General features: G+C 63.2%; 20 protein-coding genes. 16 read left to right on the top strand and 4 right to left on the bottom strand.

Annotated elements, in window-relative coordinates:
- Nucleotides 1–40: 40 nt before the first annotated feature.
- From GMA12_RS09630 to GMA12_RS09680, 11 genes are all read left to right on the top strand, one after another.
- Nucleotides 41–766, top strand: coding sequence for a DUF5058 family protein (locus GMA12_RS09630; RefSeq protein ID WP_156269311.1), 726 nt, complete (start codon nt 41–43; stop codon nt 764–766).
- 26 nt (nt 767–792) lie between these two features.
- A complete protein-coding gene (locus GMA12_RS09635; protein WP_156269312.1) occupies nt 793–1524 on the top strand; it encodes a hypothetical protein in 732 nt (243 codons plus the stop codon).
- A 58-nt stretch (nt 1525–1582) separates the two neighbouring features.
- Nucleotides 1583–2812 (top strand): amidohydrolase, encoded by a 1230-nt coding sequence (locus tag GMA12_RS09640; RefSeq protein ID WP_156269313.1) that lies wholly within the window; start codon nt 1583–1585, stop codon nt 2810–2812.
- On the top strand, nt 2809–4263 hold the full coding sequence (locus GMA12_RS09645) for an amidase (protein ID WP_156269314.1): 1455 nt from the start codon (nt 2809–2811) through the stop codon (nt 4261–4263). The genes GMA12_RS09640 and GMA12_RS09645 overlap by 4 nt, the downstream gene beginning before the upstream one ends.
- Before the next feature lie 28 nt (nt 4264–4291).
- On the top strand, nt 4292–4555 hold the full coding sequence (locus GMA12_RS09650) for a hypothetical protein (RefSeq protein ID WP_156269315.1): 264 nt from the start codon (nt 4292–4294) through the stop codon (nt 4553–4555).
- Nucleotides 4556–5154: 599 nt separating this feature from the next.
- On the top strand, nt 5155–5784 hold the full coding sequence (locus GMA12_RS09655) for a hypothetical protein (protein ID WP_156269316.1): 630 nt from the start codon (nt 5155–5157) through the stop codon (nt 5782–5784).
- A gap of 279 nt (nt 5785–6063) precedes the next feature.
- Nucleotides 6064–7050, top strand: coding sequence for a PH domain-containing protein (locus GMA12_RS18905; RefSeq protein ID WP_240898751.1), 987 nt, complete (start codon nt 6064–6066; stop codon nt 7048–7050).
- Nucleotides 7051–7111: 61 nt separating this feature from the next.
- On the top strand, nt 7112–7630 hold the full coding sequence (locus GMA12_RS09665) for a hypothetical protein (protein WP_156269318.1): 519 nt from the start codon (nt 7112–7114) through the stop codon (nt 7628–7630).
- Between the two features lie 152 nt (nt 7631–7782).
- On the top strand, nt 7783–9573 hold the full coding sequence (locus GMA12_RS09670; protein ID WP_156269319.1) for a DUF262 domain-containing protein: 1791 nt from the start codon (nt 7783–7785) through the stop codon (nt 9571–9573).
- On the top strand, nt 9570–11918 hold the full coding sequence (locus tag GMA12_RS09675) for a DUF262 domain-containing protein (RefSeq protein WP_156269320.1): 2349 nt from the start codon (nt 9570–9572) through the stop codon (nt 11916–11918). Before GMA12_RS09670 ends, GMA12_RS09675 begins: the two co-directional genes overlap by 4 nt.
- Before the next feature lie 212 nt (nt 11919–12130).
- Nucleotides 12131–12967 (top strand): hypothetical protein, encoded by an 837-nt coding sequence (locus tag GMA12_RS09680; protein ID WP_156269321.1) that lies wholly within the window; start codon nt 12131–12133, stop codon nt 12965–12967.
- Between the two features lie 134 nt (nt 12968–13101).
- On the opposite strand, the gene GMA12_RS09685 is transcribed toward GMA12_RS09680, so the two are convergent.
- Nucleotides 13102–13590, bottom strand: coding sequence for a hypothetical protein (locus GMA12_RS09685; protein WP_156269322.1), 489 nt, complete (start codon nt 13588–13590; stop codon nt 13102–13104).
- 25 nt (nt 13591–13615) lie between these two features.
- On the opposite strand from GMA12_RS09685, the gene GMA12_RS09690 reads away from it, so the two are divergent.
- A complete protein-coding gene (locus GMA12_RS09690; RefSeq protein ID WP_156269323.1) occupies nt 13616–13774 on the top strand; it encodes a hypothetical protein in 159 nt (52 codons plus the stop codon).
- A gap of 71 nt (nt 13775–13845) precedes the next feature.
- Here GMA12_RS09690 and GMA12_RS09695 read toward each other — a convergent pair whose 3' ends face one another.
- Nucleotides 13846–14028 (bottom strand): hypothetical protein, encoded by a 183-nt coding sequence (locus tag GMA12_RS09695; RefSeq protein WP_156269324.1) that lies wholly within the window; start codon nt 14026–14028, stop codon nt 13846–13848.
- A 470-nt stretch (nt 14029–14498) separates the two neighbouring features.
- Nucleotides 14499–15842 carry a hypothetical protein gene (locus GMA12_RS09700; RefSeq protein ID WP_156269325.1) on the bottom strand — a complete coding sequence of 448 codons (1344 nt, stop codon included), beginning with the start codon at nt 15840–15842 and terminating at the stop codon, nt 14499–14501.
- Between the two features lie 588 nt (nt 15843–16430).
- Here GMA12_RS09700 and GMA12_RS19545 point away from each other — a divergent pair.
- The 4 genes from GMA12_RS19545 (at nt 16431) to GMA12_RS09720 (ending at nt 22874) form a co-directional block, all read left to right on the top strand.
- Entirely contained in the window at nt 16431–17504 is a 1074-nt protein-coding gene (locus tag GMA12_RS19545) for an ABC-three component system protein (RefSeq protein ID WP_156269326.1), read from the top strand.
- On the top strand, nt 17501–17977 hold the full coding sequence (locus GMA12_RS19550) for an ABC-three component system middle component 2 (RefSeq protein ID WP_370831042.1): 477 nt from the start codon (nt 17501–17503) through the stop codon (nt 17975–17977). The genes GMA12_RS19545 and GMA12_RS19550 overlap by 4 nt, the downstream gene beginning before the upstream one ends.
- A complete protein-coding gene (locus GMA12_RS09715; RefSeq protein WP_156269328.1) occupies nt 17961–19826 on the top strand; it encodes an ATP-binding protein in 1866 nt (621 codons plus the stop codon). Before GMA12_RS19550 ends, GMA12_RS09715 begins: the two co-directional genes overlap by 17 nt.
- Nucleotides 19827–20519: 693 nt before the next feature.
- Entirely contained in the window at nt 20520–22874 is a 2355-nt protein-coding gene (locus GMA12_RS09720; RefSeq protein ID WP_156269329.1) for a DUF262 domain-containing protein, read from the top strand.
- Nucleotides 22875–23142: 268 nt separating this feature from the next.
- On the opposite strand, the gene GMA12_RS09725 is transcribed toward GMA12_RS09720, so the two are convergent.
- Complete coding sequence (locus GMA12_RS09725) at nt 23143–23319, bottom strand: hypothetical protein (protein ID WP_156269330.1); 177 nt, start codon at nt 23317–23319, stop codon at nt 23143–23145.
- Nucleotides 23320–23490: the final 171 nt, after the last annotated feature.

Consider the following 23490-nt stretch of genomic DNA (forward strand, 5'->3'; position numbering starts at 1 on the left):
TCGAGCCCCCGTTCCGTCATCCCGTTCTGGAGGGACCCGCATGAGACCCCTGTCCGAGTACGTCAACCTCCCCTTCCTGTGGGTCTGCGCCCTCGGCGTCTTCGCCGTGATCATCCTGCAGACCGTCATCTACGTGCGCGCCGCCCGGACCGCCGGGGCGGACCTCGGGTTCACCCGGGAGGACCTGCGCCGCTCCTTCAAGTCCGGCGGCATCGCCGCGATCGGCCCCTCCCTCGCGGTGGTCGTCGTGGCCATCGCGCTGCTGCCGCTGTTCGGCGCGCCCGCCGTGCTCGTGCGCATCGGCCTCGTCGGCTCGGCCGCGACCGAGACCTCCTCGGCCAACCTCGCCGCCGGGACGATGGACGCCGAGCTCGGCGGCGCGGGCTGGACCCCGGAGGTCTTCGCCGTCGCGTTCATGGCCATGAGCCTCTCGGGCGGGCTGTGGATGGTGGCCACCCTGATCCTCACGCCCATGCTCAAACGAGGGGACACCAAGCTGCGGTCGGTGAACCCCGCCCTGATGGCCATCGTGCCCTCGGCGGCCCTGCTCGCGGCGTTCGCGTCCCTGGGCGTCGCCGAGCTGCCCAAGGGCAGCGTGCACATCATCACCGTGGCCACCTCGGCGCTGGTGATGGCCGTGTGCCTGGTCCTCACCAAGCGTCTGAACGCCCCGTGGCTGCGCGAGTGGGGCCTCGGCTTCTCCATCATCGTCGGGCTGATCGTCGCCTACTTCGCCCACGGCGCCGGCCTCGGCCCCGCCGCCTGACTCCCGTCGCGACCCCAGGAGCTCCCATGGCCACCACCACCAGCTCAGCAACCGCCGCCTACGCGGCCTACGACCGCACCACGTCCCGATGGGGCCGGATCACCATGATCATGGGCCTGCTGCTCTCCCTGGCCGGCCCCGCCTACCTGCTGTTCTTCAGCGACCTGGACATCCCGCTCTCCACCGTGGTCACGGCCTACCTGGCCGTGGCCGCGGTCTTCGCCGTGCTCGCGATCGTCGAGCCCCTGACCTACTTCCCGGTCCTCGGACCGGCCGCGATGTACCAGGCCTTCATGATCGGCAACATCGCCAACAAGCTGCTGCCCTCGGCGATCGTGGCGCAGGCCGCCATCGGCGCCAAGCCCGGCACCCGTCGCTCCGAGCTGGCCGCCGTGATGGCGATCTGCGGCGCCGCCGTGGTGCACATCTTCTCGCTGCTGATCTTCGTCGGCATCCTCGGCACCTGGCTCGTCAGCATCGTCCCCGCCGCCATCACCGAGGTCGCCCAGCTCTACATCTTCCCCGCCATCATCGGCGCCGTGATCGTCCAGCTGGCCGCCTACGTCAAGCAGCCGCGCATCACGATCATCGCCCTCGCCGTCGGCGCGGTGGTCCAGCTGCTGCTCGTGCCCGTCCTCGGCCCGACGTTCCGCAACTTCGCGACCGCCGTGGTCGTGCTGCTGACCATGGTCCTGGCCTGGATGCTGCGCAACCGGAGCACCCTGCACGCCGGCCCCGGGGACGAAGCCCTGCTGTGACCCCACGCCCCGCCCGCCCCGGGCGGGCCGCCCTCACCCCTCCCCACGAAAGGACGTCATGACCACCACCGTTCCCGAGGTCCCCACCGCGCTCCGCGACGACCTGCACGAGCTCTACCGCCACCTGCACCGGAGCCCGGAGCTGTCCATGCAGGAGCACGCGACCGCCGAGCTGATCCGCACCCGCATGGAGGCGCTGGGCTGCGAGACGTTCCTGTGCGGGGGCACCGGCGTCGTCGCCGTCCTGCGCAACGGCGAGGGACCTGTCGTCGGCTTCCGCGCCGACACGGACGCCCTGCCCCTGGCCGAGGACACCGGCCTCGACTACGCCTCCACGGCCCGCGGCACCCTGCCGGACGGCACCGAGGTGCCGGTGATGCACGCGTGCGGCCACGACACCCACATCACCAGCGCGATCGGCGCCGCGACCCTGCTCGCCGGCGACCGCGACGCGTGGGCGGGCACGGTCGTGTTCCTCTTTCAGCCCGGCGAGGAGACCGCCGAGGGCGCCCGCGCCATGCTCGACGACGGGCTGTGGGACCGGGCCCCGCGCCCGGAGGTCGTCTACGGCCAGCACGTGTGGCCGGGCCGCGCCGGGCAGGTCGAGATCAGCACCGGCCCCGCCATGGCGATGGCCGACAGCTGGCGGGTCACCGTGCACGGGCGCGGTGGGCACGGCTCCCGCCCCGAGGACACGATCGACCCGGTGGTGCTGGCCGCCCACATGGTGGTGCGGATGCAGAGCATCGTCTCCCGCGAGGTGCCCGCCCAGCAGTCCGCCGTCATCACCATCGCGACCTTCCACGCGGGGCTGAAGGAGAACATCATCCCGCCGACGGCGGTGTTCACCGTCAACGTCCGCAACCTCGACCGCGCGGTCCGGGAGAAGGTGCTCGCCGCGCTGCGCCGCGTGATCCTCGCCGAGGCCGACGCCTCCGGCGCCCCGACCCCGGACATCGAGGAGCTCTACACCTTCCCCCTGCTCGTCAACGACCCCGCGGAGACGGCCGCGCTCAAGCAGGCGCTCGGGGCCGCCCTGGGCGAGCACAACGTGCTGGACCGTCCCGCCCAGATGGGCAGCGAGGACTTCGGGCACCTGCCCGACGCCATCGGCGTGCCCGGCGTCTACTGGTTCTTCGGCGGCACGCCCGACGACGTGCTCGACGGCGGGAAGCCGGTGCCGACCAACCACTCGCCCTTCTTCGCCCCGGTCCTGGAGCCGACCCTGACCACGGGTGTGACCGCCGCGGTCACGGCGATCCTCTCCCGCGTGGGCGTCGCCCGATGAGCGCCCGCGCGGACACCTCCCTGCTCGAGCTCTCCGCCCGGGAGCTCTCGGCCGCGATCCGGCAGCGGAGCGTGTCCGCGCGGGAGGTCCTCGACGCCCACTTCGCCCGGATCGACGCCGTGAACCCGGCGATCAACGCCGTGGTCACTCAGGTCCGAGAGGCGGCCCAGCAGGCCGCCGCCCGGGCGGACGAGCTGAGCGCCACCACGCCCGCCGACGAGCTGCCGCCCCTGCACGGGGTGCCGATGACGCACAAGGACACCCACGCCACCGCCGGGATCCGCACCACCCTGGGCTCGCCGGTGTTCGCCGAACAGGTGCCCGACCACGACGACCTGATCATCGCCCGCCTCCGCGCCGCCGGGGTGATCAGCACCGGCAAGAACAACGTGCCCGAGTTCGCCGCCGGCTCCCACACCTTCAACGAGCTCTTCGGCACCACCCACAACCCCTACGACCGCGCCCGCAGCGCCGGGGGCTCCAGCGGCGGGGCGGCCGCGGCGATCGCGTCCCGGATCCAGCCGCTGGGCGACGGCTCGGACATGGGCGGGTCGCTGCGCAACCCGGCGGCGTTCTGCAACGTCGTCGGGTTCCGGCCCTCCGCCGGGGTGCTGCCGCTGGCCCCCTCTCCCGACGCCTGGGCGTGGCTGGGCCGGTCCGGGCCGATCGCCCGCAGCGTGGACGACATCGTCCTGGCGATGTCCGTGCTCGCGGGACCGGACCCGCGGGTCCCGCTGGCCTGCCCGGTGGAGCGGGCGGCCTTCCGCACGCTGGCCGCCGAGGAGTTGCCCGACCCGGATGCCCGGCCGCTGGCCGGGGTGCGGATCGGGCTGAGCACGGACTTCGGCCTGGGTGTGCCGGTGGAGGCGGAGATCGTGGAGGTCCTTCGCGAGCAGGCACGGGTGTTCGAGCAGCTCGGGGCCGTGGTCGAGGAGGCCGTGCCCGACCTGCGCGACGCCGACGAGGTGTTCGACGTGACCCGGGCCTTCGACATGGCCGTGAACCTGCGCACCCTGGTCGCCGAGCACCGGGAGCAGGTGAAGCCGGAGGTCGTGTGGAACGTGGAGAAGGGCCTGGCCCTCACCGGCCCCCAGCTCATGGACGCCGCCCTGGCCCGCACCCGCCTGCACGAGGCGATCCGGGCGTTCTTCGGCGACTACGACCTGCTCCTGTGCCCCACCTCCCAGGTGCTGCCGTTCCCGTCCGAGGAACGGTGGCCGCGCACCGTGGCGGGGGTGGAGATGCAGACCTACGTGGAGTGGATGCGCTCGGCCACGCTGATTTCGGCCACCGGGTGCCCCGCAGTCTCGGTGCCGGGCGGATTCAGCTCGGCCGGGCTGCCGGTCGGGCTGCAGCTGGTCGCCGCCCACGGCCGGGACGTCGAGCTGCTGCGCGCCGCCCGCGCCTACGACGTCGCGACCCGTCACACCGACCGGGCGCCGGCGCTCTGACCCTCCCGCCTCCCGGCACCGCCACACGGTGTTCCCCGCACCGGTGGCGATCCCCGGCGGCGCGCTACTGGGCCCAGGCCTGTCCGTGCTCGCCGACGAGGTTGGGCTGCCCGGCACCGGCGTGGTCTTCGGAGCACTGCACCTGATGTCGGGCTATGTCGGGAGAGATTGCAAGAACGTGCACCAACGCATCCTGGGCCAGCGCCTGCAGCACATCCCGTCCTCGACGCTGCGGCGCACACTGCTGGTGGTGCTGCTGGCGGGCGACCCGCGACGATTACCTGGTACATAATCGTCATGGCGATCACAACGAAAATGGCCGCAACTGCCCACACGGTGAACTCGTGGATGAGTTTCTGTCCGAGCATGCGCTTGGTGCGGGGTGACATGGCGACCTTCCGGCGGACGGACGCCAGCATCGTAACGAATGTAAACGCCATATCTTGGGACGGGCGCCATGCAAGACTCACTCCCATGATGAACACCCCCCACCGTCTGCGGCTTTCTGCCGTCCTGGCATGTGCTCTGGCATTAGCCGGGTGTACTAGCGGCGAATCCGCTACGCCATCCTCGAATGACTCCCTAGCCTCCGCACCTTCTACGTCGTCTCCGACGCCAACGGTCAACACTGGCCCAGAAACTCCGACGACCAGCCCGTCCGCCAGTGTCCAGAACGAGACCGCGGTGGCCCTGGAGCAGTCGTTCACTTCGCCAGACGGGGCCCTGAGCTTTCGCTACCCCACCGGTTGGACTGTCCGCGCCCAGCTAGAGGAAACCTACGAGGACTCTAGGCGCTACGGGTGGACCGTCCACGACACTGACGGGGACACCGTGCTCACGCTGTCTGTGCGCACATGGACGGCGCCGGCAGGCCCTCCGCCGGTGGAGGCAATGGCTTCGCAGGGACCGGTTCCGGGAATGGTGGATGGACTCGGGAATCCCGTGCAGGTTGTCGTAGCCGGCACCCCTGGACATGACGGGTCTAGCACCAGCCTGGTGTACGGGATAGCAGCGGGCACAGGGGCGGACACCACTCTCTTTGATCTGCGTTGGGGGAACCTGTACCAGTTGTCCTTCACCGGCGGCCAGACGCTGGGACCTTACGAACAGGTTGATTTGGCGGCAGAAGCAGAGAAGTTTGCCGCCAGCCCACGGTTCCGCACCGAGATCCTTCCCATCCTCCAATCCTTCACGGCCGGCCCCGCCCCCACGCTGAGCCCTAGCGATGAGAATGTCGCCGCTGATGATGGATCACCTTCAGCTGAGGCAGCCTGCGTGGGTGAGCGGTACACCTACGAGAATCTCCACGGGATTACCTGTGTGGAAGCGAAGGCGATCCTGCAAGTGGTGTCCGACACCGGTGAACCAATTGGTGCCCGCGGCCAGCGGACCGAGGAGTACCACTGCTTCTGGTCCAGCATCGGTGAGGTAGAGGCCGGCCACCCTGACGTGTTGTGTGTGGACCGCAGCACCGGCGCTGATCTTCTTTCCGCGAACTACCTGAAACCGGTAACTGAATAAGCGGCGATGGCCATGCTCATCTACCTGGCCACCTACCGATCAAGACGCAAGCACATCAGTCCCCATTCCCCAACCAACACGTGTGAGGCATGCTCAAGAGCCGTCCGCGTGGCGAGCGTCTCCTGCTTGATGCCGCAGTTGTGCCGCAGCGTCAGGTGTCGCCGACGAAAACTTCGCCATACACGCGGTGAGGAGGCCGGCCAGTTCCGTTGTCACGCTGTGCGGGCACCCGACGCGACAATAGACACGAAAGCACACGGACACGGGAGAGAGAACGCGATGGGTATCAAGGTGATGATCCAGTGGGTGGTGCGTCTGCCGGTGACGCAGGCGGACACAGCGCTGCGGGCAGGTCTAAAGCAGATGGGCGCTTCGCCTTCCGGTCCGCTCGGGCACATCGAGGGCCGGACGAAGGCGTCCTGGAGCAAGAACCGCAATCCAGCTCGTATCACCGTCGCGATCAGCGAGCACTCCGCCGGCGCCGTGGCCGAAGTGACCGTGGACGCCATGGGCACCAAACATCAGGAGATACTCAACGAGCTCTCAGCAACCCTGGGCAAAGGTGTCGCGGAAAGAGTGGGCGCCGCTACCAAAATCCCTGCGAGACCTCCTAGCAAAGCACCCGACAGAACCCCGGTCATAGCCATCGACAGGTCTTCTACCCGGCCTTCTGGCAGCTCCCCTGCTAATGCCCGCGTCAGAGCCCCTACCGCAGCCATTGCTGGCGAGGAAGCCGGCGACGACCGCGGGATCATGGAGGCGTTGGAAAAGCTGAGCGGGCTCTCACGGATGCTCGCCCGTCGTGAGATCTCCCATCTGCGCAACATCCTGGACTCAGAGGAACAGGTCCTCGCTCTGGGTCAGGGTACCTACGAGAAACTGCAGTCCCTGATCGTGCTGACCGACAAGCGCCTGGTCTTCCTGGAAAAGGGCATCCTCCGGGAGTCAGTGAAGGAGTTCCAGCTCAGCGCGATCTCGTCTCTGTCGCTGAGCAAGGGATGGGGTACGGAGTCACTGGAGTTCACCGTCTCTGGGGCCAAAGGTAAGATCACCCAGCTGGAATCTGGGCAGGGCGAAAACATTGCTAACCTCTACCGCCAGCTGCGCAACACCCACGCTGCCAAGGCCTCTGCTCCGGCCCCCGCTGCGCCCGCTGGGCCGGACGTGCTCGCCCAGCTCGCTCGGCTCGGGCAGCTTCGCGACGCCGGGGTGCTGACGGAGGAAGAGTTCACGGCCAAGAAGAAGGAGCTGCTCGGCCGACTCTAGATAGCACTGCGGGTGCAGAAGAATGAGCCATGTGTGTCACCGCAACCGAGGAGATCCCCTGATGCGCCAAGCCTGGGACGAGATGAACTTCCGCGGCCGAGTCATCGTGATCGGCAGCATCGTCATCCTGTGGATGCTGCTGGCCGCCATCACCGGGGAGTACGGCGAGAACGACCGACAGTCCAGCGCCGACTCCCCTGGCAACGGGCAGTTCGCCGGTGACGCAGGCGAGTGGGCCGACCAGATGGAATCCACCTACCTGCAGCTGGTGGGCCGGGACTCGTGGTCAGACCTGTGCTTCGAGGACAAGGCCGAGTGGGCGTGCGAGACCTACGGGATGGACGCCCAGAGCATCGGAGTGCTCCAGCTCCAGATGAACGGCCGTCACGACGACCCTTACCTCGAGGACCTGGCGGACCGTGGCATTAACGCCGTGATGAGCACCCTCGCCTACTACGACGAGACCGAGGATCACATGGACTGGATCATGGCCGTCGACCACGCGGGAACACCGATCATGCAGAAGAGCTGCTCCTCTATCTACCGCCACCTGCCCGACCCTCCCGTCTGCGCCCAGTGACCCTCTGGGAACCCCTACTACGAGGTCATCTTCGTGGAAGGTGTCCGGTAGCCGGCCATATGTAAAGCGTGCGCTGGGCCCCACCGTCGCCGCGACCCGCGTCATCGCAACCGTCCCCGATCTGTCGGGACATCCCACTAGAGTCTTTTTTCGTGGGAGAACACGCCAACCCATCAGCTCTATCGGAGGCGACGATTGAGCCCCGGCTCGTGATGAAGGGCGACGACGACAAGCCGTTCATCCAGGGAGAGTTCTTCGTCGCCGCGTACCAGCGCGGCTACCGGTGGGGACGCGACGAAGTGCGCCAACTTTTGGAGGACATCAAGACCCACAAGCGCGAAGCCGGCAGGGGAGAGCCCTCCGACTACTACCTCCAGCCGATCGTCGTGTTGAAGCGCGATGGCGGGAGCTGGGAACTCGTCGACGGCCAACAGCGCCTAACAACCCTGTTCCTGATCACGAAATACGTCGCCACGAAGATCGCCGACTCCAAGTTGGACTACCTGCTGACCTACGAAACCCGACACGGTAGCCGCGACTTCCTGGAGACCCTCGACTTCTCGCGTCGTGACGAGAACATCGACTACTACCACATCGCCCAGGCGTACGACGTCATCGGAGAGTGGTTCGACGAACAGCCGAACGCCACACAGGCCGCCATCAATCTCCACACGGCGCTTGCTAACTGGGTCTACGTCATCTGGTACGAGGCGCCACCGGGCACCGACGCCACCGCACTCTTTACGCGCCTGAACCGTGATCGCATCCCGCTGACGGACTCGGAGTTGGTCAAGGCTCTGGTGCTATCAAACAGCGGCGCAGCCGGCGGCAAGTCGGGGCGGCAACAAGAGACCGCTGCCCAATGGGACGGGTTCGAGAGGGATCTTCGTGATCCGCAGTTCTGGGCATTCCTCACGCGCTCATCGACCGAGAGGTCGACCCACATCGACTTCCTCTTCGAGTCCATGACGCCGAAGGCGGGTCTAAGGGAACGGCCCCGCTACTGGACCTTCAGCAAAGTCCGGGAGGACATCGCCGAGCGAGGAGCGGCCGCCTTTTGGCGCGACGTCGTCGAGCGCCACGGACTGCTGACAGGGTGGTTCCAAGACCGTGATCTCTACCACCGAATCGGCTACCTCATCCAGGTCGGCGACTCGATCCAGGAACTCATCGACCTATCCCGATCCCGGACGCACTCGGCCTTCCGAAAGGCGCTCGTTGACCGAACACGCAAGCGCCTTGATCTCACAGCTGACAAGGTCTCCCTCTTGCGCTACGGGAAAGACAACGGCAAGTGCACCGACGTCCTGCTCCTCATGAATGTCGAGACCGTGCTCGGCAGCAGCGACGTCGGGAGCCGCTTCTCTTTCCACGCCTACGTCGATAACTGGTCGCTGGAACACATCCACGCACAGAACTCCGAAGCCTTCGAGAAGGAGACCGAACGTCGAGACTGGCTACGGACGCACAAGAAGAAGGTCAAAGAGTCTCACTGGCCACCAGATCAGCGGGCCGACGTGGATGAAATCATCGCCAAGATCAACGCCCATCTGGCCATGGCCGACGGTAAGACCGATGAGCAGAGTTTCGACTGGATCTTCCGGCAGGTCCTGGCGTTGTTCAGCGCTCCTGGCACTGACGCCACCGATGGGGACACGCACGGACTCGGCAATCTGGCGCTGCTCCAACGCGACCTCAACAGCAAGCTGAACAACGCGGTCTTCGCTCTCAAGCGCGAACAAGTGATCGGGCTCGACCAGGATGGGGCCTACATCCTGCCCTGCACCCGTAACGTCTTCCTGAAGTACTACACGGCCGCGGCCGACCAGCAACTCTCCCTGTGGGGTCCCCAGGATCAGGCCAACTACCTCACTTCGTTGATCGACAAGGTGGAGCGCTTCCTGATGGTCGAGCGCTCTCCCGCTGACGAGGTCCACGCATGAAGGGCTACCCCACCACGTTCCTCGGCCTATTCGACGAACCCGTCGGAGACCGTCCCGGCATCACCGAGATCGAGATCCCGGTCATCCAGCGTGACTTCGCGCAGGGCCGAGCTGACGAGGAGGTCAGCGCCCTCCGGGACCGCTTCCTCGACAAGGTCATCGAAGCCGCCACGACTGACAGGCACATGGGTCTCGACTTCGTGTACGGCGACGTTCGAGCCGGAGTCCTGCAGCCACTCGATGGCCAACAACGCCTCACTACCCTGTTCTTGCTGCACTGGTACGTCGCTTCGCGCGCAGACAAACTCGACCCGGCCGCCCCTTGGCTGTGCTTCTCCTACGCGACCCGGCCGACAGCACGGGACTTCACCCAGACAATCGCCAACAACCCGTATCCAGGCGGGCCGGCCTCTCCATCGGCCTGGATCAAAGACCAGCCGTGGTATGTCTACCCGTGGCGCCACGACCCGACTATCTCGTCGATGCTCGTCATCCTCGACGCAATCCATCGACGGCTCGACCCGCACGCCGACGAAATCGACGCCGTATGGGACCGGCTCGCAGCTCGCCCCACCGACGTCCAAAACAGTGCCATTTGGTTCCTGTTCCTCCCCGTAATCGATATCGCCCACGGCGAAGACCTCTATATCAAGATGAACTCGCGAGGGAAGCCACTGACGACGTTTGAGGTCTTCAAGGCGGACTTCGAAAGCATCATCAAGTCAGCCGACCCTGACCGGCACCAGCACCTCGTCGAGAGCATCGACGGGGTGTGGGCCGACCTGCTCTGGGAGTACGAGAAGCGAGCGTCGAGCGACTACAAGATCGACGACGAGTTTGAGCGTTACCTCACCTTCATTATCAAAATCTGCGAGTGGCGCGACGGGAAGTCTGCCCGAAAGTGGCACGACAAGCAGGCACGAAGGCTTTGGCCGATCGAGGAGCGAGCCCGACTCGCCTTCGCCGACCCCGACAACGAACATGCCGCTCGGAATCGAAACTTCTTCTTCCACGCCTTCGACACGTGGATTGGCGCCGATCCCGTCACCCATATCAAAGTTCCTCTCGACCCGAGCGCCGAGTTCAGCAAGCTGTTCACCGCCGGCGGGCTCGGGGAAGGACCGATTCCGCTCTTCTCCACAACTCCTGACCTATTCGGTGGCTGCATCATCCGGTACGGGTCCGACTTCACGGCACAAGAGACGCTGCTCCTCTTCGGACTCCTGCTCGCGCGACAGGCCGACGACAAGAACAGTCAAGAGGAGATCGCCAAGCGCCTGCGTTCTCTACGCAATGTCACTGCAGCATTCCTCGACCTCAATCGCATGCCTGCCTACGTCGCACAGACCGAGAAACTGATCGTTCACGGCCAACTGGAGGATTCAGGGACCTTCCGAAGCGATTGGGTTGCTGATGAGCTCCTCAAGTGGTCCTTTCTGGACGAGCACCCAGAAACCGTTGACGCCGTACATCAACTCGAAGACCACCCACTGGTTCGCGGACGCATCATGGCGTTCGAGCTCGATGCAGCCACGCTAGAAGCACGGGCTGAAGCATTCGCAGCCGTGAGCCAACCGGAACTGCGCGACCTGCTCGGCGCTGCGCTGCTCACGAAAGGGGACTACTCACGCGATGTTGGCTGGCAGGGAAGTCGCCGCCAGCTCGGAAGTTCCCAGAAGGACGACTCCTGGACTGACATGCTCACCACGGGGTCTCGGGCGAATCTCGCCAACATCCGCGAGCCGCTGGCGGCTCTGCTGGACGACGTCGCCACGCGGGCGGCGACCGGCACGAACCAGCCAAGCGACGCTCTCGATGCGATCCGCGCCCAGTGGCTCGCTGAACGCGAGTCCCGCAACTTCTACGACTGGCGCTACTACCTCGTCCGCTACTCCGGCGCCCGCAGCTCGAAAGGCGGTGGCTACTACCACGGCACCTACGACAGCACGACCGGCGGGTTCGCTTATCAGCGCCTCCGGATGCTTCACGGCAGCAACTACAACGCCTACTTCAGCGACGCGCTGCTCCATGCGGCCTGGGTCGACGGCTCGCTTGGTTCTGATGCCGAGGAACCAAGTTGGTGGCACCGCGACGACCCAGGCCTCACGCTCAAGAGGTCCCGCATCGAGATTCGCTGTGATGACGACGCCTTCGAACTCGTCCTTCCAGACAACCGTGAGCCCGTCGAAATCAAGGTCGCCAAGGCCCTGACGGCGTTCGATTCTGCCGACCAGTTGCGGGTTCTGGTCCAGCAGAAGCCCGAAGGCGGCCGGCTAGTGGATAGCGAGGACCGGATACAGCTCTGTGTGCGACTGGTGCGCGCGTTGGCAGTTGAGGGCCTCTGACGGTCATTGCAGGACGCCGCATCCGAAGCGTTTGCGTCCTTCGCTCCAAAGTGGCGCATCGTGACGGGGATTGCCGGCGGCAGGATATGGGTGTCACCCCAGCCCGCAGTCCCTAGGGTCTAGAGCGATGAGGGCTTCGATGTCCCGGTTCATGGCGCGGCCCTTATCGTGTCGGATCAACGGCGCGTGGTAGCCCCAAGTATTCTCGGCCCATGGACGACAGCAACACGATCGCGACCGCTGGGTCAACGTTCTCCCAGGCGCTGAACGCCGCGGCAAAGCTGCCGGGCGTACGGATCGATCGGGCTGCCTATCTCCGAACGGCGCTGAAGCGCCACTGCACAGAGGGTCAGATCGAGCGAGCGATCGCCGACGGCCCTGCTGCGGCGGGCATACTGCTCGAAATCATCACCGAAGCCGCCAACACTTCGATCCGCTACGAGACCAGCAAGGTCACCGGCCTCTCAGCGCTTGCCGGAGTTCCCGGTGGTTTCGCCATGATCGGCACGGTACCCGCCGACGTCGCCCAGTATCTGGGCCACATGCTCCGGATCTCCCAGAAGCTGGCGTACATCTATAGCTGGCCTGATCTCTTCAACGGAGACGACGATGAGATGGACGAAGCCACAGAGGGCATCCTCACGCTTTTCCTCGGCGTCATGGTCGGCGTCCAGATCGCCCAAGGCGGAGTAGCGAAAGCAGCAGCCATGATCGCTGCCCAGGCTGCGAAGAAGCTACCGCAACAGGCGCTCACCAAGGGCGTGATCTACCCCGTCGTCAAGAAGGTCGCCAGCTACCTCGGAGCACAAATGACGAAGAAGATCTTCGCCAGTGGAGTAGCCAAAGCCATCCCCCTCGTCGGATCGGTGCTCTCCGGTGGCCTCACACTTGGCACCTTCCTCCCCATGGCGCGGAAACTGCAGAAGCATCTCGCAAGCCTCGAGCTGACCAAACCAGGACACCGCCCAGAAACGGCGCATGCCAGCAATCCCCTGATCGTCGACGGCGAGCTGCTGAACGACCCCGACGAGGCAAAACGCGGTCGGTAAGCTTCGTACCGCTACCTGGGAGCACCGGATTTCCACTGCGCACCATCGGCACGCAGCATCTTGAATGGGATGTCGGGGGCGGTGCACTCGTTCATCGTCGTCACGGCTCCCACGTGCACGGCCCGGTGTGGCACTCAGCTGGTCAGCACGGACCTGGTGACCCACTCGAAGAGCCGGCCTTCGAACGTATCCATGATCGCCACGGAGGTGATCGACTCGTCGTCAGAACCCAAGGTATACATGACCTCCTGAACCGCGTGGTAGGCGGCCTGCTCCATGTCGGGTTCGATGGCTGAGCCTTCGAAGACGAAGATCAGCTCGCCCACCTCACAGGCTCGGACATCGCGCACAAGGCTGGCCCAGAAGACCCCCCCGCTGGCTCGCTCCCAGGAGTCGACGTTCCATTTGTCGGGCAGGGCCCGCTCTTTCTCAGCGGCCCAGGCCGCAGGGTAGGCGCTGGTCTCGACGTCGAGGATTCCCTGGCCTTCCTCGGTGACGGCCTCCTCCTCGTCTACCGGCTCCTCGCGGTTCCCGTCAGAGGTCGTGGCCGTAGCCTCGGTGGTGTCGGTTCCCTGTGGGGCCGCGGTCTCGGGCCGCTCTGGTGCGGCGCAACCGGTCAGCACGAGCGTTGCGACGCAGGCGGCGACGGTGAACCGTGCAGCGGACCGGGGGCGCAACGAGGGCGGTCAGCTCAAGCGGGTGAACGCCGACGGCCGCATCAAGGTCGCCTACCTGATCAACGACCGCGGCAGCTGGGACGTCGCGCTGCGCAGCGACCTCGTCTACGCCCAAGCCAAGGTGGCCTGAACGCTTCAAACAGCACGAGCCCCGAAGCCGACGTCGACCCGTCCGGCTTCGGGGCTTCCGCGCATCCGGTGTCAGGCGCCGGCCTTCAGGCAGCGCATAGCTCCTTCGGGGGCGTCGGAGCGCAGCACGATCTCGTTCTCGCTCGGGTGCTCCAGGACCACCTGGAAGCCGTTGCTCTTCCACTGGATCGCCTGGGAGTCCCCCTCGATGTCGGCGAGGCTGTCCGGGAGGTTCAGCACGTAGTCGTTGCCCATGGTGTTGTCGTTGATAAAGAACTCGCCCTCGTCCGTGTGGCCGATGGATCCGGTGTAGGTGTCCGTCGCACCGAACCCAGCGTCGTCGGTCAGCGTGTACCGCAGGCTCTCCCCCGATCTTCTCGAACCCGATGTCGAAGCTGGAGTCAGAGGTGGTCAGCGTGGAGTCGAACAGGTTGGTGCGCAACCCGCCGCTGCCCGCGCTCTGGCAGCTCCACTGCCCCTCCAAGTCATCGGCGAAGTTGCTGCCGAGGCCACATCCGGTCAGAGCGAAGGCGGCGATCGGAATGAGGACGAGCAGGGCGCGGTAGCGGCGCATGTGGGGCTCCTGAAAGATGGGTGCAAGAGCGTTCAGACTATCCGCGCCATGCCCGGACACCCCTTCCGCCTCTGAGCTACTCCGAGACGCATGGGGTGGAAGTGAGCCCCAGGAACCGGGAAGGCTCCTGGGACTCACGATCTTGGCGAGGTCAGTCCTCGTCGATCCAGATGACGTCTCCGTCGCGCTCGAGGCTGTTCACGTCCAAGCGGACCGCGCCCTCGGTGAAGTGGACGTCACGGGGACCGAGGGACCGAACGAAGTCGGTCGCCATCTCGTCGTTGATCCCGTCCTGAGCGAGCTCACGGCGGGTCTCGCGCAGGCCGTATCCGAAGGAGAACAACCGGTACCGCGGTCCGGCCTCAGTGTCCCGGCGGACCACTCCGGTCCCGATCCTGGAGGTGACCACAGTCCAGCCCTGGTCCGACTCGTCGCCCCAGAAGAACATCACGTCGCCCGGCTCGGTCAGCAGGGCCATCGTGGCGCAGGGAGGCCGGGAACCGCACGGACCCCACAGCTGGTTGGCGCGATGCGCGAGCTCGTAGGCCGGGGTGGGACTCGCGGCGCCGAACCGGACGATGTAGCCGCCGTCGCTGCAGTAGATTCCGGCGCCTTTCCCCTCCGGCACCCGGTAATCGGCGGGCACGCCGACGGCCTCCAGGTCGACGCTACGGGCCGGTCCGAGGAAGACCGATTCGGCGTAGTCCAGCGCAGCATTCATCAGCTCGTCCCACCCGCGCAGCGCGTAGGACTCCGTGTAGATCACCCTGATCCCCAGCCCAGGGCGGGTCACCACTGACACCAGTGCTGCCCGGTCCTCCTCGGTGAGCCCGTAGCTTGCGTCCACAAGGAGAGCTACCTCTGCATCGCCGGACTGGCTGCGCTGGATCTGACCCAGGAAGCCGGTCATGCCGTCCGAGTGCTCCGAGAGGTCGACGATCTCGGTGACCGCCAGTAGCGTCTTGTAGTCGGGCCTGGCGAACTTCCGCATCGGGACCACGAAGCGCACCGATTCGCCCATCAGCTGGGACATCAACTCGCGGACGAACAGCGCCTGGTCCTCACGCTGGGCGCCGTAGATTCCCAGTGAGCGGCCGGACAGCCACCAGCGCATCATTGTGAGCGGGCGGTTCTCCAGATGGCTCGGACTGCGCGGATCATCTGCTGAGGGATATGTCGTGGGCATCTGCATTGCGCTTGCGTAGCCGCCCTGGGACTCCAGGCTGGTGGACTCCCCCATGGCGCCCATATGCACCTCGGCCAGATCCCGGTCCTTACCGGAGGCAGGGATCAAGGTCTCCAGCTGGCTACGATCGACCCAGTGGCCGTCCGCTTCCAGTTCGCGCAGCGCCAGCAGGGCTCTGGCGTACGGAGTGCGGGTGGCCCTGGCGGCCCTCTCGACGACGCGGACGATCTTGATGTGCTGGGCGTCAGTGCAACGGCGGAGCTTCTTCGCCATGGTGAGCACGGTGCGGGACGCGCGGTAACGGGACATGATGAGCCTCCTCGGCATCACGGAGTGCACACGCCCGCGTTCGCACACACCCCATGCAGAGGTTGGCATGCCCCAGTGAACTCGCGAGTTCCTGTCCTCGTAGCGGCCCCGGCAGACGCGGTCGACGCCTGGGCCTTGGAGACCGACGGCACGGGGCGCCACCGGTGGCACAAGATTAGCGGTCGTGACCGCCTGCCGGTAGATCGAAGAGGTCGTCTGGGCGGGTGCTCTTATGGGGACGAGCCGCATGCTCCGTGTCCACCTATGAGCAGATAAACAAGCGGTGGCGAGCGGTGATAGGTCTGACGATCAGGCCCTCACTCCAGAGGAATTGGTTGGATAGCTCCACTTTGAGGAGTCCTACGATGCGGCAAGCCCAGCTCTGCTTCACCTGCAGCGGCCGGCAGATCTGATGAGAGTTGCTGCCCTCGTCTACGCGGGACTTCTGATCCTGGGCGCGCTGGGCGTCATCGCTGTGAGCATCTAAGGCTAGGCAGGATCCTCATACGGGCATCGCCCAATGTCGCGATGGGCCGGATGCCGCGTGTCCGCTAACTTAGGCACATGGGATTAAGGGACGCGATCAGCGTGAGTGACCTCCGGCCCCCAACCCTGCCCACAGTCCTGACCGCAGCTCACGCCGAGCACGGACCTCGTATTGCCCCGCGGAAGGTCATTCAGACCTATGATCCGGACGAGTGGGAAGTCTTCATTGAGGAGTGGGCGACGAGTCTGTCCCCCAAGTACGTCGCAGTCCGGCGTTTCGGCGGCTCAGGCGACCGAGGGGTCGACGTCGCGGGATTCAAGACTGATCGAGGCTTTGAGGATGAGTGGGACTGCTTCCAAGGAAAGCACTACGACAGAAGCCTGACGCCCTCAAACGCGTGGCCGGAAATGCTGAAGGTCTTCCTTCTTCCTGTGCATACACCTCTCTACACGCTGCCGTCGAGTTATAGCTTTATTGCTCCTCGTGGCATGGGCACGAATCTGGCGCACCTGATCTCGACGCCGACAGAGCTACGTGCGAAGTTTCTCGAGCAGGTCGAGTCCAGCGTGGCGAAGCCGTTCAAGGAACTCGACGAAAAAACTCGAAGTGCCGTACACGCGCTTGCCAGTGCGACTGATTTCTCGATGTTTGGCGCGGTTGAAGTCTTGGCATTGTTAGATCAGCACAAGGCAACCCCGTACTACCCCGCTCGTTTTGGAGGCGGGCTTCCTGCTCGGCCCACTTCCGAAAATCCGCCGCAGACCGTCCACCCTGATGAACTTGTATATCTGACGAAGCTTGTCGACGCGTACCAGGAGCGGTACCTAACAGTCGACAGCATCGCGGCCGCCGAGGTGCACACCAAGGCTGGTGCGCACCTCCAGCGACAGCGCGAGAGTTTCTTCCGAGCTGAGGCACTTCGCAATTTTGCGCGCGACCGAGTGCTCCCGAACACCTTTGAAGGGCTACAGAACGAGCTGTTCGACGCAGTTATTGAGACCGCCGAAGCTGAACATTCAGATGGATTGGAGCGCCTCCGTCACACGCTGGAGCAAGCGGTAAACGCACAACTGAGTGCCAACGCCCTTATTCAAGTCACTGAGCCAGCCGATAGACGGGGCGTCTGCCATCAGCTCGCCAACGACGACCGACTCACCTGGGTCGCTGACATATGACTCAGTTACTGAACAGCCCACTTGAGATCGGCATTCGAGTCGTAGCGCTTCTCACCGCCCTATATCCAAAGCGCGCCGATCTCGCCCGAATCGTTCTCCTCGATCACGTGGTGCTCCACAGCAGTGACTTCGCCGGTGCAAGTAGCCTTCACCCGGAGGTTCCTGGTCGAGTCGGTGAGCTTGGCGTTAAGCGGCAGCTCATTCGTGAGGGCATCACTATCATGGGATCGCGTGGACTGATCGTCCAAGATCTGACAACCGCCGGGATCTACTACCGCGCGAGCGAGGACGCTCGCCCATTCCTTGACTCGATGGATGCGCTCTACCTCACGCACTTGCGGGCACGGTGTGCTTGGGCGGCCGATACGTTCGGGAGCCTTGACGACGATGATATTAGGGCCAGGCTTGCTGTCGTGTTTGGAAGCTGGGCTGAGGAGTTTGAGCAATTGAACGGGAATGAGCACCATGGTTAGTCGACTCCACCTCGTTCACCTCACCGCCGTTGGGAATAGTGTTGCCCCGGCCACCATCGAGTTCGGTGATCGGCTCACGGTAATTCACGGTGCCTCAGACACGGGCAAGTCCCATATTTTCGACCTTCTCAGCTATGCGTTCGGGATCGCGCAGGCGATTGAGCTACCAGACGAGGCCAAGGGATACCAGTACGTGCACCTTGGCGTTCGAACAACGGAGGGCAACATCGTCACGCTTGTTCGTGACTTCAACGGTGGGCGCATCGGTCTAGTCGAAGAGGACCTTCGCGAGCTGACGACGAATTTGGCGCCGGAGTACTTGGCGCCGAAGCACGTATCGAAGGATCCGCGAAGCGCCTCGCGGTACTTGCTCTCGCTTACCGACCTTGACGAGTCCGTGGTTCGAACTAATCAGTACAACGAGACTCGTCCACTGCAATGGCGGGACGTCTTCCGTCTCACTGCGGTAGATGAAGAGACCATTCTTACCAAGCGGTCGCCCATTGAATTTGGGCAGTACCACGATCGCCCCGTGGAATCCGCAATCTTCCGCATGTTCATCGAGGGCCAAGATGACTCCGGGCTGACACCGATTCCCAAGGCCGCCGAGTTAAAGAAGATCTCGGCCAACAAACTAGAAATACTCGATCAAGTTATCGCGGACCTGGAGCAGGAGCTTGCCGCGTCTCCGCCTGTTGATCAGCTTCACAATCAACTCGCGCGTCTGAACGAGTCACTAATTGCTGCGAGCAGGACGATGAACGACGTTAGTTCTCAGCGCGACGAGCTCGTGCTGCGTCGCGCAGCGAACACGAAAACCCTGGCTAGTTTTGTCGAGCGCCAAGACGAACTCGGCAGCCTAGAAGCGCGATTTGGACTCCTTCATACTCAGTACGAGTCTGACCTCTCGCGCCTTGAAATGCTTGCTCAGGCATCCGACGTGCTCGCGGTCGAGGAAGACGGAAGCTGTCCGTTTTGTGGAGCAGAGCCAGCGCATCAGCACTGGCCTGAATCACCGCTCACCACGGAAGAGCCGGCGACATTCGCCGCCGCCATCGCTTCCGAACAGAACAAGATCATGTCGCTGCGTGCGAACCTCGACGAGACAATCAGCTCCATCCGGTTCGAACGTCAAGAAATCACCGTGCGCGCTAGTGCGCTCAGGGACGATAACGCGCAGCTCACGACTCAGATTCGCCGCCTCGACACCGCCATCGAGACGCCGGGCGGGGAGTTGCCACCACTTCTTAAGACTAGGTCTCTCGTAGAGCGTCAGATCGACAGCCACGATCGACTATTGAACCTTCTCGCACTACGGACAGCGACAGCGCAAGTTAACAAACCAAAAACCTCAACCGAGGTTCCCATCGTGTCAGGTGACCTGCATCAGTTCGACACGGTGGCACAGGAGATACTCCGGCAATGGTCTTTCTCCAACGACAGCACCGTGCACTACTCCACAAGTGAGCGCGACTTGTTCGTCGACCAACGCCTCCGCCGAGTGAGAGGCAAGGGTGTTCGATCGATTCTCCGTGCGCTTTTCAACGTGTCTCTTGCGGAGTACTGTCTCCGCCGCGACTACCGACACCCAGGATTCGTAATTCTTGATTCGCCGATCGTCACATACCGGCAGCCAGGAGACCCGGAGCTCCGTGGGGAAGAAGAAACGATCAGCACGAACGTCGTCGATGCGTTCTACGTTTATCTCCAGAATCAGTTCGGCGGTCAGTCGTTAATTCTCGAGAACAAGTCGCCGATCTCACCGCTCCCGGAGGGCAGCCGCGAGTACTTCTTCGGTGGCACGGCTGCGACAACACAGCGAACCGGCTTCTATCCGCCACAGAACTAGTTCAGGTCTTGCACCCGCATTTTTGAAGAAACGCGCCGATCCGGATCAGTCGGCGACGAGATCTAGATGCTGTGCCGGGCCGGGGCCAGTCCTCGATGCGCTGAAAATGATCGTGTTGACCGCGATATACCGCCGCGCGGAAGCCGGTCGGCCAGCAACCGTGCAGGCGACCTTAGGTATTTGTGCGGACGACCATGAGAACCGACACAGGAGGTTAGCTGACTACTAATGCCCGTTTGACCCCCGGGTGATATGCCCACTGAGGGACCCCTACTGCATTCGAGGGTTGGAGGGAACTGGCTCGATTGGGCTAATAGCGCCTCTCAAGTGGCTACACCAGGCGCCAACACTTTGCCGTTCTCATACGCACACACGCCAGTATCGTGGCCGTCGGCGGCCAACAGCACGATCCGCGCCCGCTGGGCAAGCCCCGCCCGAACCGAGGTGGACTGCACCAGCCGGGCCAGCCTCTCCCGGTCGCCTTCCCGCAACCGCAGCGGGGCCGCAGGATGATTTGCCATAACCCATGATCCCACCCCATCAAGCGTTCAAGCAGTTCGCCGACGGGCCACTAGGGATGACAGACAATCTGTGTTGCAACGAGGCCATCCGCCCCACCAAGTCAAAGATGAGCCACTAGAATTGGCGGAGATTGACCGCGCCGCCAGCGGTCGGCGTGAGCGGAGGTATCGAATGCAGGTCGGCAAGCAGGTTCTTCGTGGAGTACTTGGAAGCGATAGCACGCGTTATGAAATTCCGCTGTACCAGCGAACGTTTGATTGGGACGAGGTACAGTTCGAAAAGCTTTGGACGGACATTCGTGATCTTGCAATCGCTCGACAGTCAGAGCCCGGAACTGAGCACTTTCTGGGGACCCTTGTTCTGCATAGCGGCCACAACATCCCTAACGACTTCACATTCCTTGTCGTGGATGGTCAGCAACGCCTCACGACTCTAACAATGTTGCTCGCTGCAACACGTGATGTTTACCGCGAATTTCGGAATGAAACCACAGATGCTGATGAACTCGCGGACGGGGTTCTCATCCATCGGTACAAGAAGTCACACCCTGAACGTTTTCGCCTTTGGCCGACACAGGGCGATCGTAGCGATTTTATCGCTATCATGGAAGAAAACCCGAACTTCTCATCGGACAGCAATCTCGTTGCCGCATATAAATACTTCCGAACAAAGCTTTCACGAACTGTATCGCTTAACACAGATGTTGCAATCGACGACATCAGGTCGGCAACCCTTGATGGTCTCCGATTTGTTGTAATCACCGCTGAGGCGCAAGACAACGTTTACAGCATTTTTGAGTCCTTGAATAACACTGGACTTAAACTCACTCAAGGTGATCTCCTCCGGAATTTTTTCTTCTCTCGTCTTGGTGGCCACGCAGAACAGGTGCACTCAGCTTTCTGGTTCCCAATGCAGGAGCGCCTGTCTCGCGATGACCTCGCCCACCTTTTCTGGCTGGAACTGACGTGGTCGGATACTGAGGCGAAGAAGGACGACACGTTCAGAAAGCAGGTGAAGCGCATCGAAATGCTTAGCCCGGCAGAGCTTCGTGACGAGGTTAAGCGATTCAATCAGCTGTCAGTTCTGCTTGAAGTCATGCGGCTCCCGAGCAAGGAGAGTGATCCGCAGGTCCGACGTGGATTGCAGCGGCTTGTTGACTTCGGGATCGAATCCATCGATCCATTGGTCCTTGCTCTGCTGAGTCTGCGCCAGAGCGGCAGGACGACGAACGGGCAGACTGCTGAGGCACTTGCTGTGATCGAGTCCTTCCTCGTTCGTCGACTCCTTGTCCGCGCACCCCACAATGCGCTGTCGCGGATTCTTATGCGGGCGTCCAAATCGCTTGACGCAAATGATCCCGCGGAAGCGCTGCGTGATTATTTTTCGAGGGACAATAAAGATTTCGCCTCTGATGAGGTTGTGAGCAAGGCCGTCGTTTCAGTCAATTTTTACCGGTCTGGCAGTGCTCGCCAGCGCAAGACTCTGCTTTCCTGGCTTGAAGAAGAGCTAGTTGGAAACGAGCCTGCAGGGCTTATGAAGGCGAGCATTGAGCATATTTTGCCCCAAAATTTGACCCCGGAGTGGCGGCAGGAGCTAGCCAAGGACCTGGGTGACTTTGCGTCGCCTGAAGCCGTGCACGAAACATACGTGCACACCCTGGCGAATCTGACGCTCTCGGGCTACAACTCGAAACTGAGCGACCACGCATTTGAACGCAAGCGTCAGCTGCTCATCGAAAAGAGCAATATTGAACTGAACAAATGGATTGTCGCGAAAGACGAGTGGTGCAGGAAAGAAATACTTGACCGCGGAGAATACTTAAGTGACTTAATTGCACGAACCTGGATCCCGCCGATTAACCTCGGAAGCGAGTCGGACAGCAAGCTTGACGTCGCCCAATTAACCGATGTCATTGCTCAAATCCCGGCTGGAAAATGGGTATCTTTCGGTGACCTGGCTGAGGTTGTGCAATCAACTGTCGCAGATGTGAAGCGTCTTGTTGCGACAACACCGATTCAGTTCGCATGGCGTGTGATGGACGCCAACGGTCGACACGAGCAGAGTGCACGACCTGACGGCCTCCCCGCAGAGGAGTATGTGAGGCGCCTTGAGGATGAAGGCGTCCAGTTCAAGGCGTCTGGGGAGGCGATGAAGGCATTCCGGTGGAGTTTTATTGCAAACAGGGGTGATGCGCTTACTCCTACACTGAATGCTACCGGTGGGGCAGTTGCTGGGCCCATCAGGGAATTTCTTGATGAAGCTACGAACCGACTGGCTCCAAGTGTGAGTGACGCGCTTCGGGCATTCTTGGCTTCATGGATCGCAGACAGTGGCCGTGTCTTACTCAGTGTCGACCCTGAAGACAGCGACGTACTTACGGCGACACTCCTTAACGAAGGCGCCTCCGGCGATCCAATTTTTGAAATTCGATTGACACCGACAAACGGACTTTGGCTGCGCAGTCATGAGCAACCATCGTACGCTCTCGTTGATCCGACCACCTTAGATTCTCTTGCCCTGTGCTGAAAGGCTCAAATTCTAGTTCCAGTCCTTTTATCGGCCGTTGAGCTCGGCCTGATTGCTTCCTTGCCACATTTGGCAACATCCGGATATTTTTACTTCGCCGCCTGATACTACAGTCGCGCTTGTGGGGCATGTCCACTTGCTCTGTAGTGGTGTTTTCTGGCGCGGTACTGGTGTTTGCGGCGCCAGTAGGAGCGGTCCAGGACGCTCTATGGTGCCGACGGCGCACCCCAGATCAGCAGGACGAGCAGGTGCCGGATTGAAGACAGGCTCAAGACGATGAGCTGGCTGTTGCTGGAGTGGTGGCCCCTTTTTCTACCGCCGCCCGGGCGCGGGTGGCCGTGAGGAATGCGTGGGCGTGCATGGCCAGGGCCATGTGCCGGTACCACCCGGTGTACTGCCGCACCTGGTAGTGGTCCAGTCCGGCCTCACCCTTGGAGGTCTGCAAGGTTTCTTTGATGGCTCACCGGGTCCCGGCGATCCGGGCGAGTTCGACCAGGCTCACTTTGGGCGGGGCGAAGCACAGGTAATAGGCCAGCTCAGTCGGGTCCATTAGCGATCGGCGGGTCAACAACCAGTACTCACCTTCAAAGTCAAGCATCCCGATGACCCGGACCCG

It is taken from the genome of Kocuria sediminis, from assembly GCF_009735315.1.
Lineage (GTDB): Bacteria > Actinomycetota > Actinomycetes > Actinomycetales > Micrococcaceae > Kocuria > Kocuria turfanensis.

Coding starts and splice junctions, on each gene's coding strand:
- GMA12_RS19550 (WP_370831042.1), top strand. CDS start 17,501: ATGACTCAGTTACTGAACAGCCCACTTGAGATCGGCATTCGAGTCGTA.
- GMA12_RS09640 (WP_156269313.1), top strand. CDS start 1,583: ATGACCACCACCGTTCCCGAGGTCCCCACCGCGCTCCGCGACGACCTG.
- GMA12_RS09720 (WP_156269329.1), top strand. CDS start 20,520: ATGCAGGTCGGCAAGCAGGTTCTTCGTGGAGTACTTGGAAGCGATAGC.
- GMA12_RS18905 (WP_240898751.1), top strand. CDS start 6,064: ATGGGTATCAAGGTGATGATCCAGTGGGTGGTGCGTCTGCCGGTGACG.
- GMA12_RS09635 (WP_156269312.1), top strand. CDS start 793: ATGGCCACCACCACCAGCTCAGCAACCGCCGCCTACGCGGCCTACGAC.
- GMA12_RS09630 (WP_156269311.1), top strand. CDS start 41: ATGAGACCCCTGTCCGAGTACGTCAACCTCCCCTTCCTGTGGGTCTGC.
- GMA12_RS09655 (WP_156269316.1), top strand. CDS start 5,155: ATGGCTTCGCAGGGACCGGTTCCGGGAATGGTGGATGGACTCGGGAAT.
- GMA12_RS09695 (WP_156269324.1), bottom strand. CDS start 14,028: ATGGGCAACGACTACGTGCTGAACCTCCCGGACAGCCTCGCCGACATC.
- GMA12_RS09680 (WP_156269321.1), top strand. CDS start 12,131: ATGGACGACAGCAACACGATCGCGACCGCTGGGTCAACGTTCTCCCAG.
- GMA12_RS09700 (WP_156269325.1), bottom strand. CDS start 15,842: ATGTCCCGTTACCGCGCGTCCCGCACCGTGCTCACCATGGCGAAGAAG.
- GMA12_RS09645 (WP_156269314.1), top strand. CDS start 2,809: ATGAGCGCCCGCGCGGACACCTCCCTGCTCGAGCTCTCCGCCCGGGAG.
- GMA12_RS09715 (WP_156269328.1), top strand. CDS start 17,961: ATGAGCACCATGGTTAGTCGACTCCACCTCGTTCACCTCACCGCCGTT.
- GMA12_RS09675 (WP_156269320.1), top strand. CDS start 9,570: ATGAAGGGCTACCCCACCACGTTCCTCGGCCTATTCGACGAACCCGTC.
- GMA12_RS09665 (WP_156269318.1), top strand. CDS start 7,112: ATGCGCCAAGCCTGGGACGAGATGAACTTCCGCGGCCGAGTCATCGTG.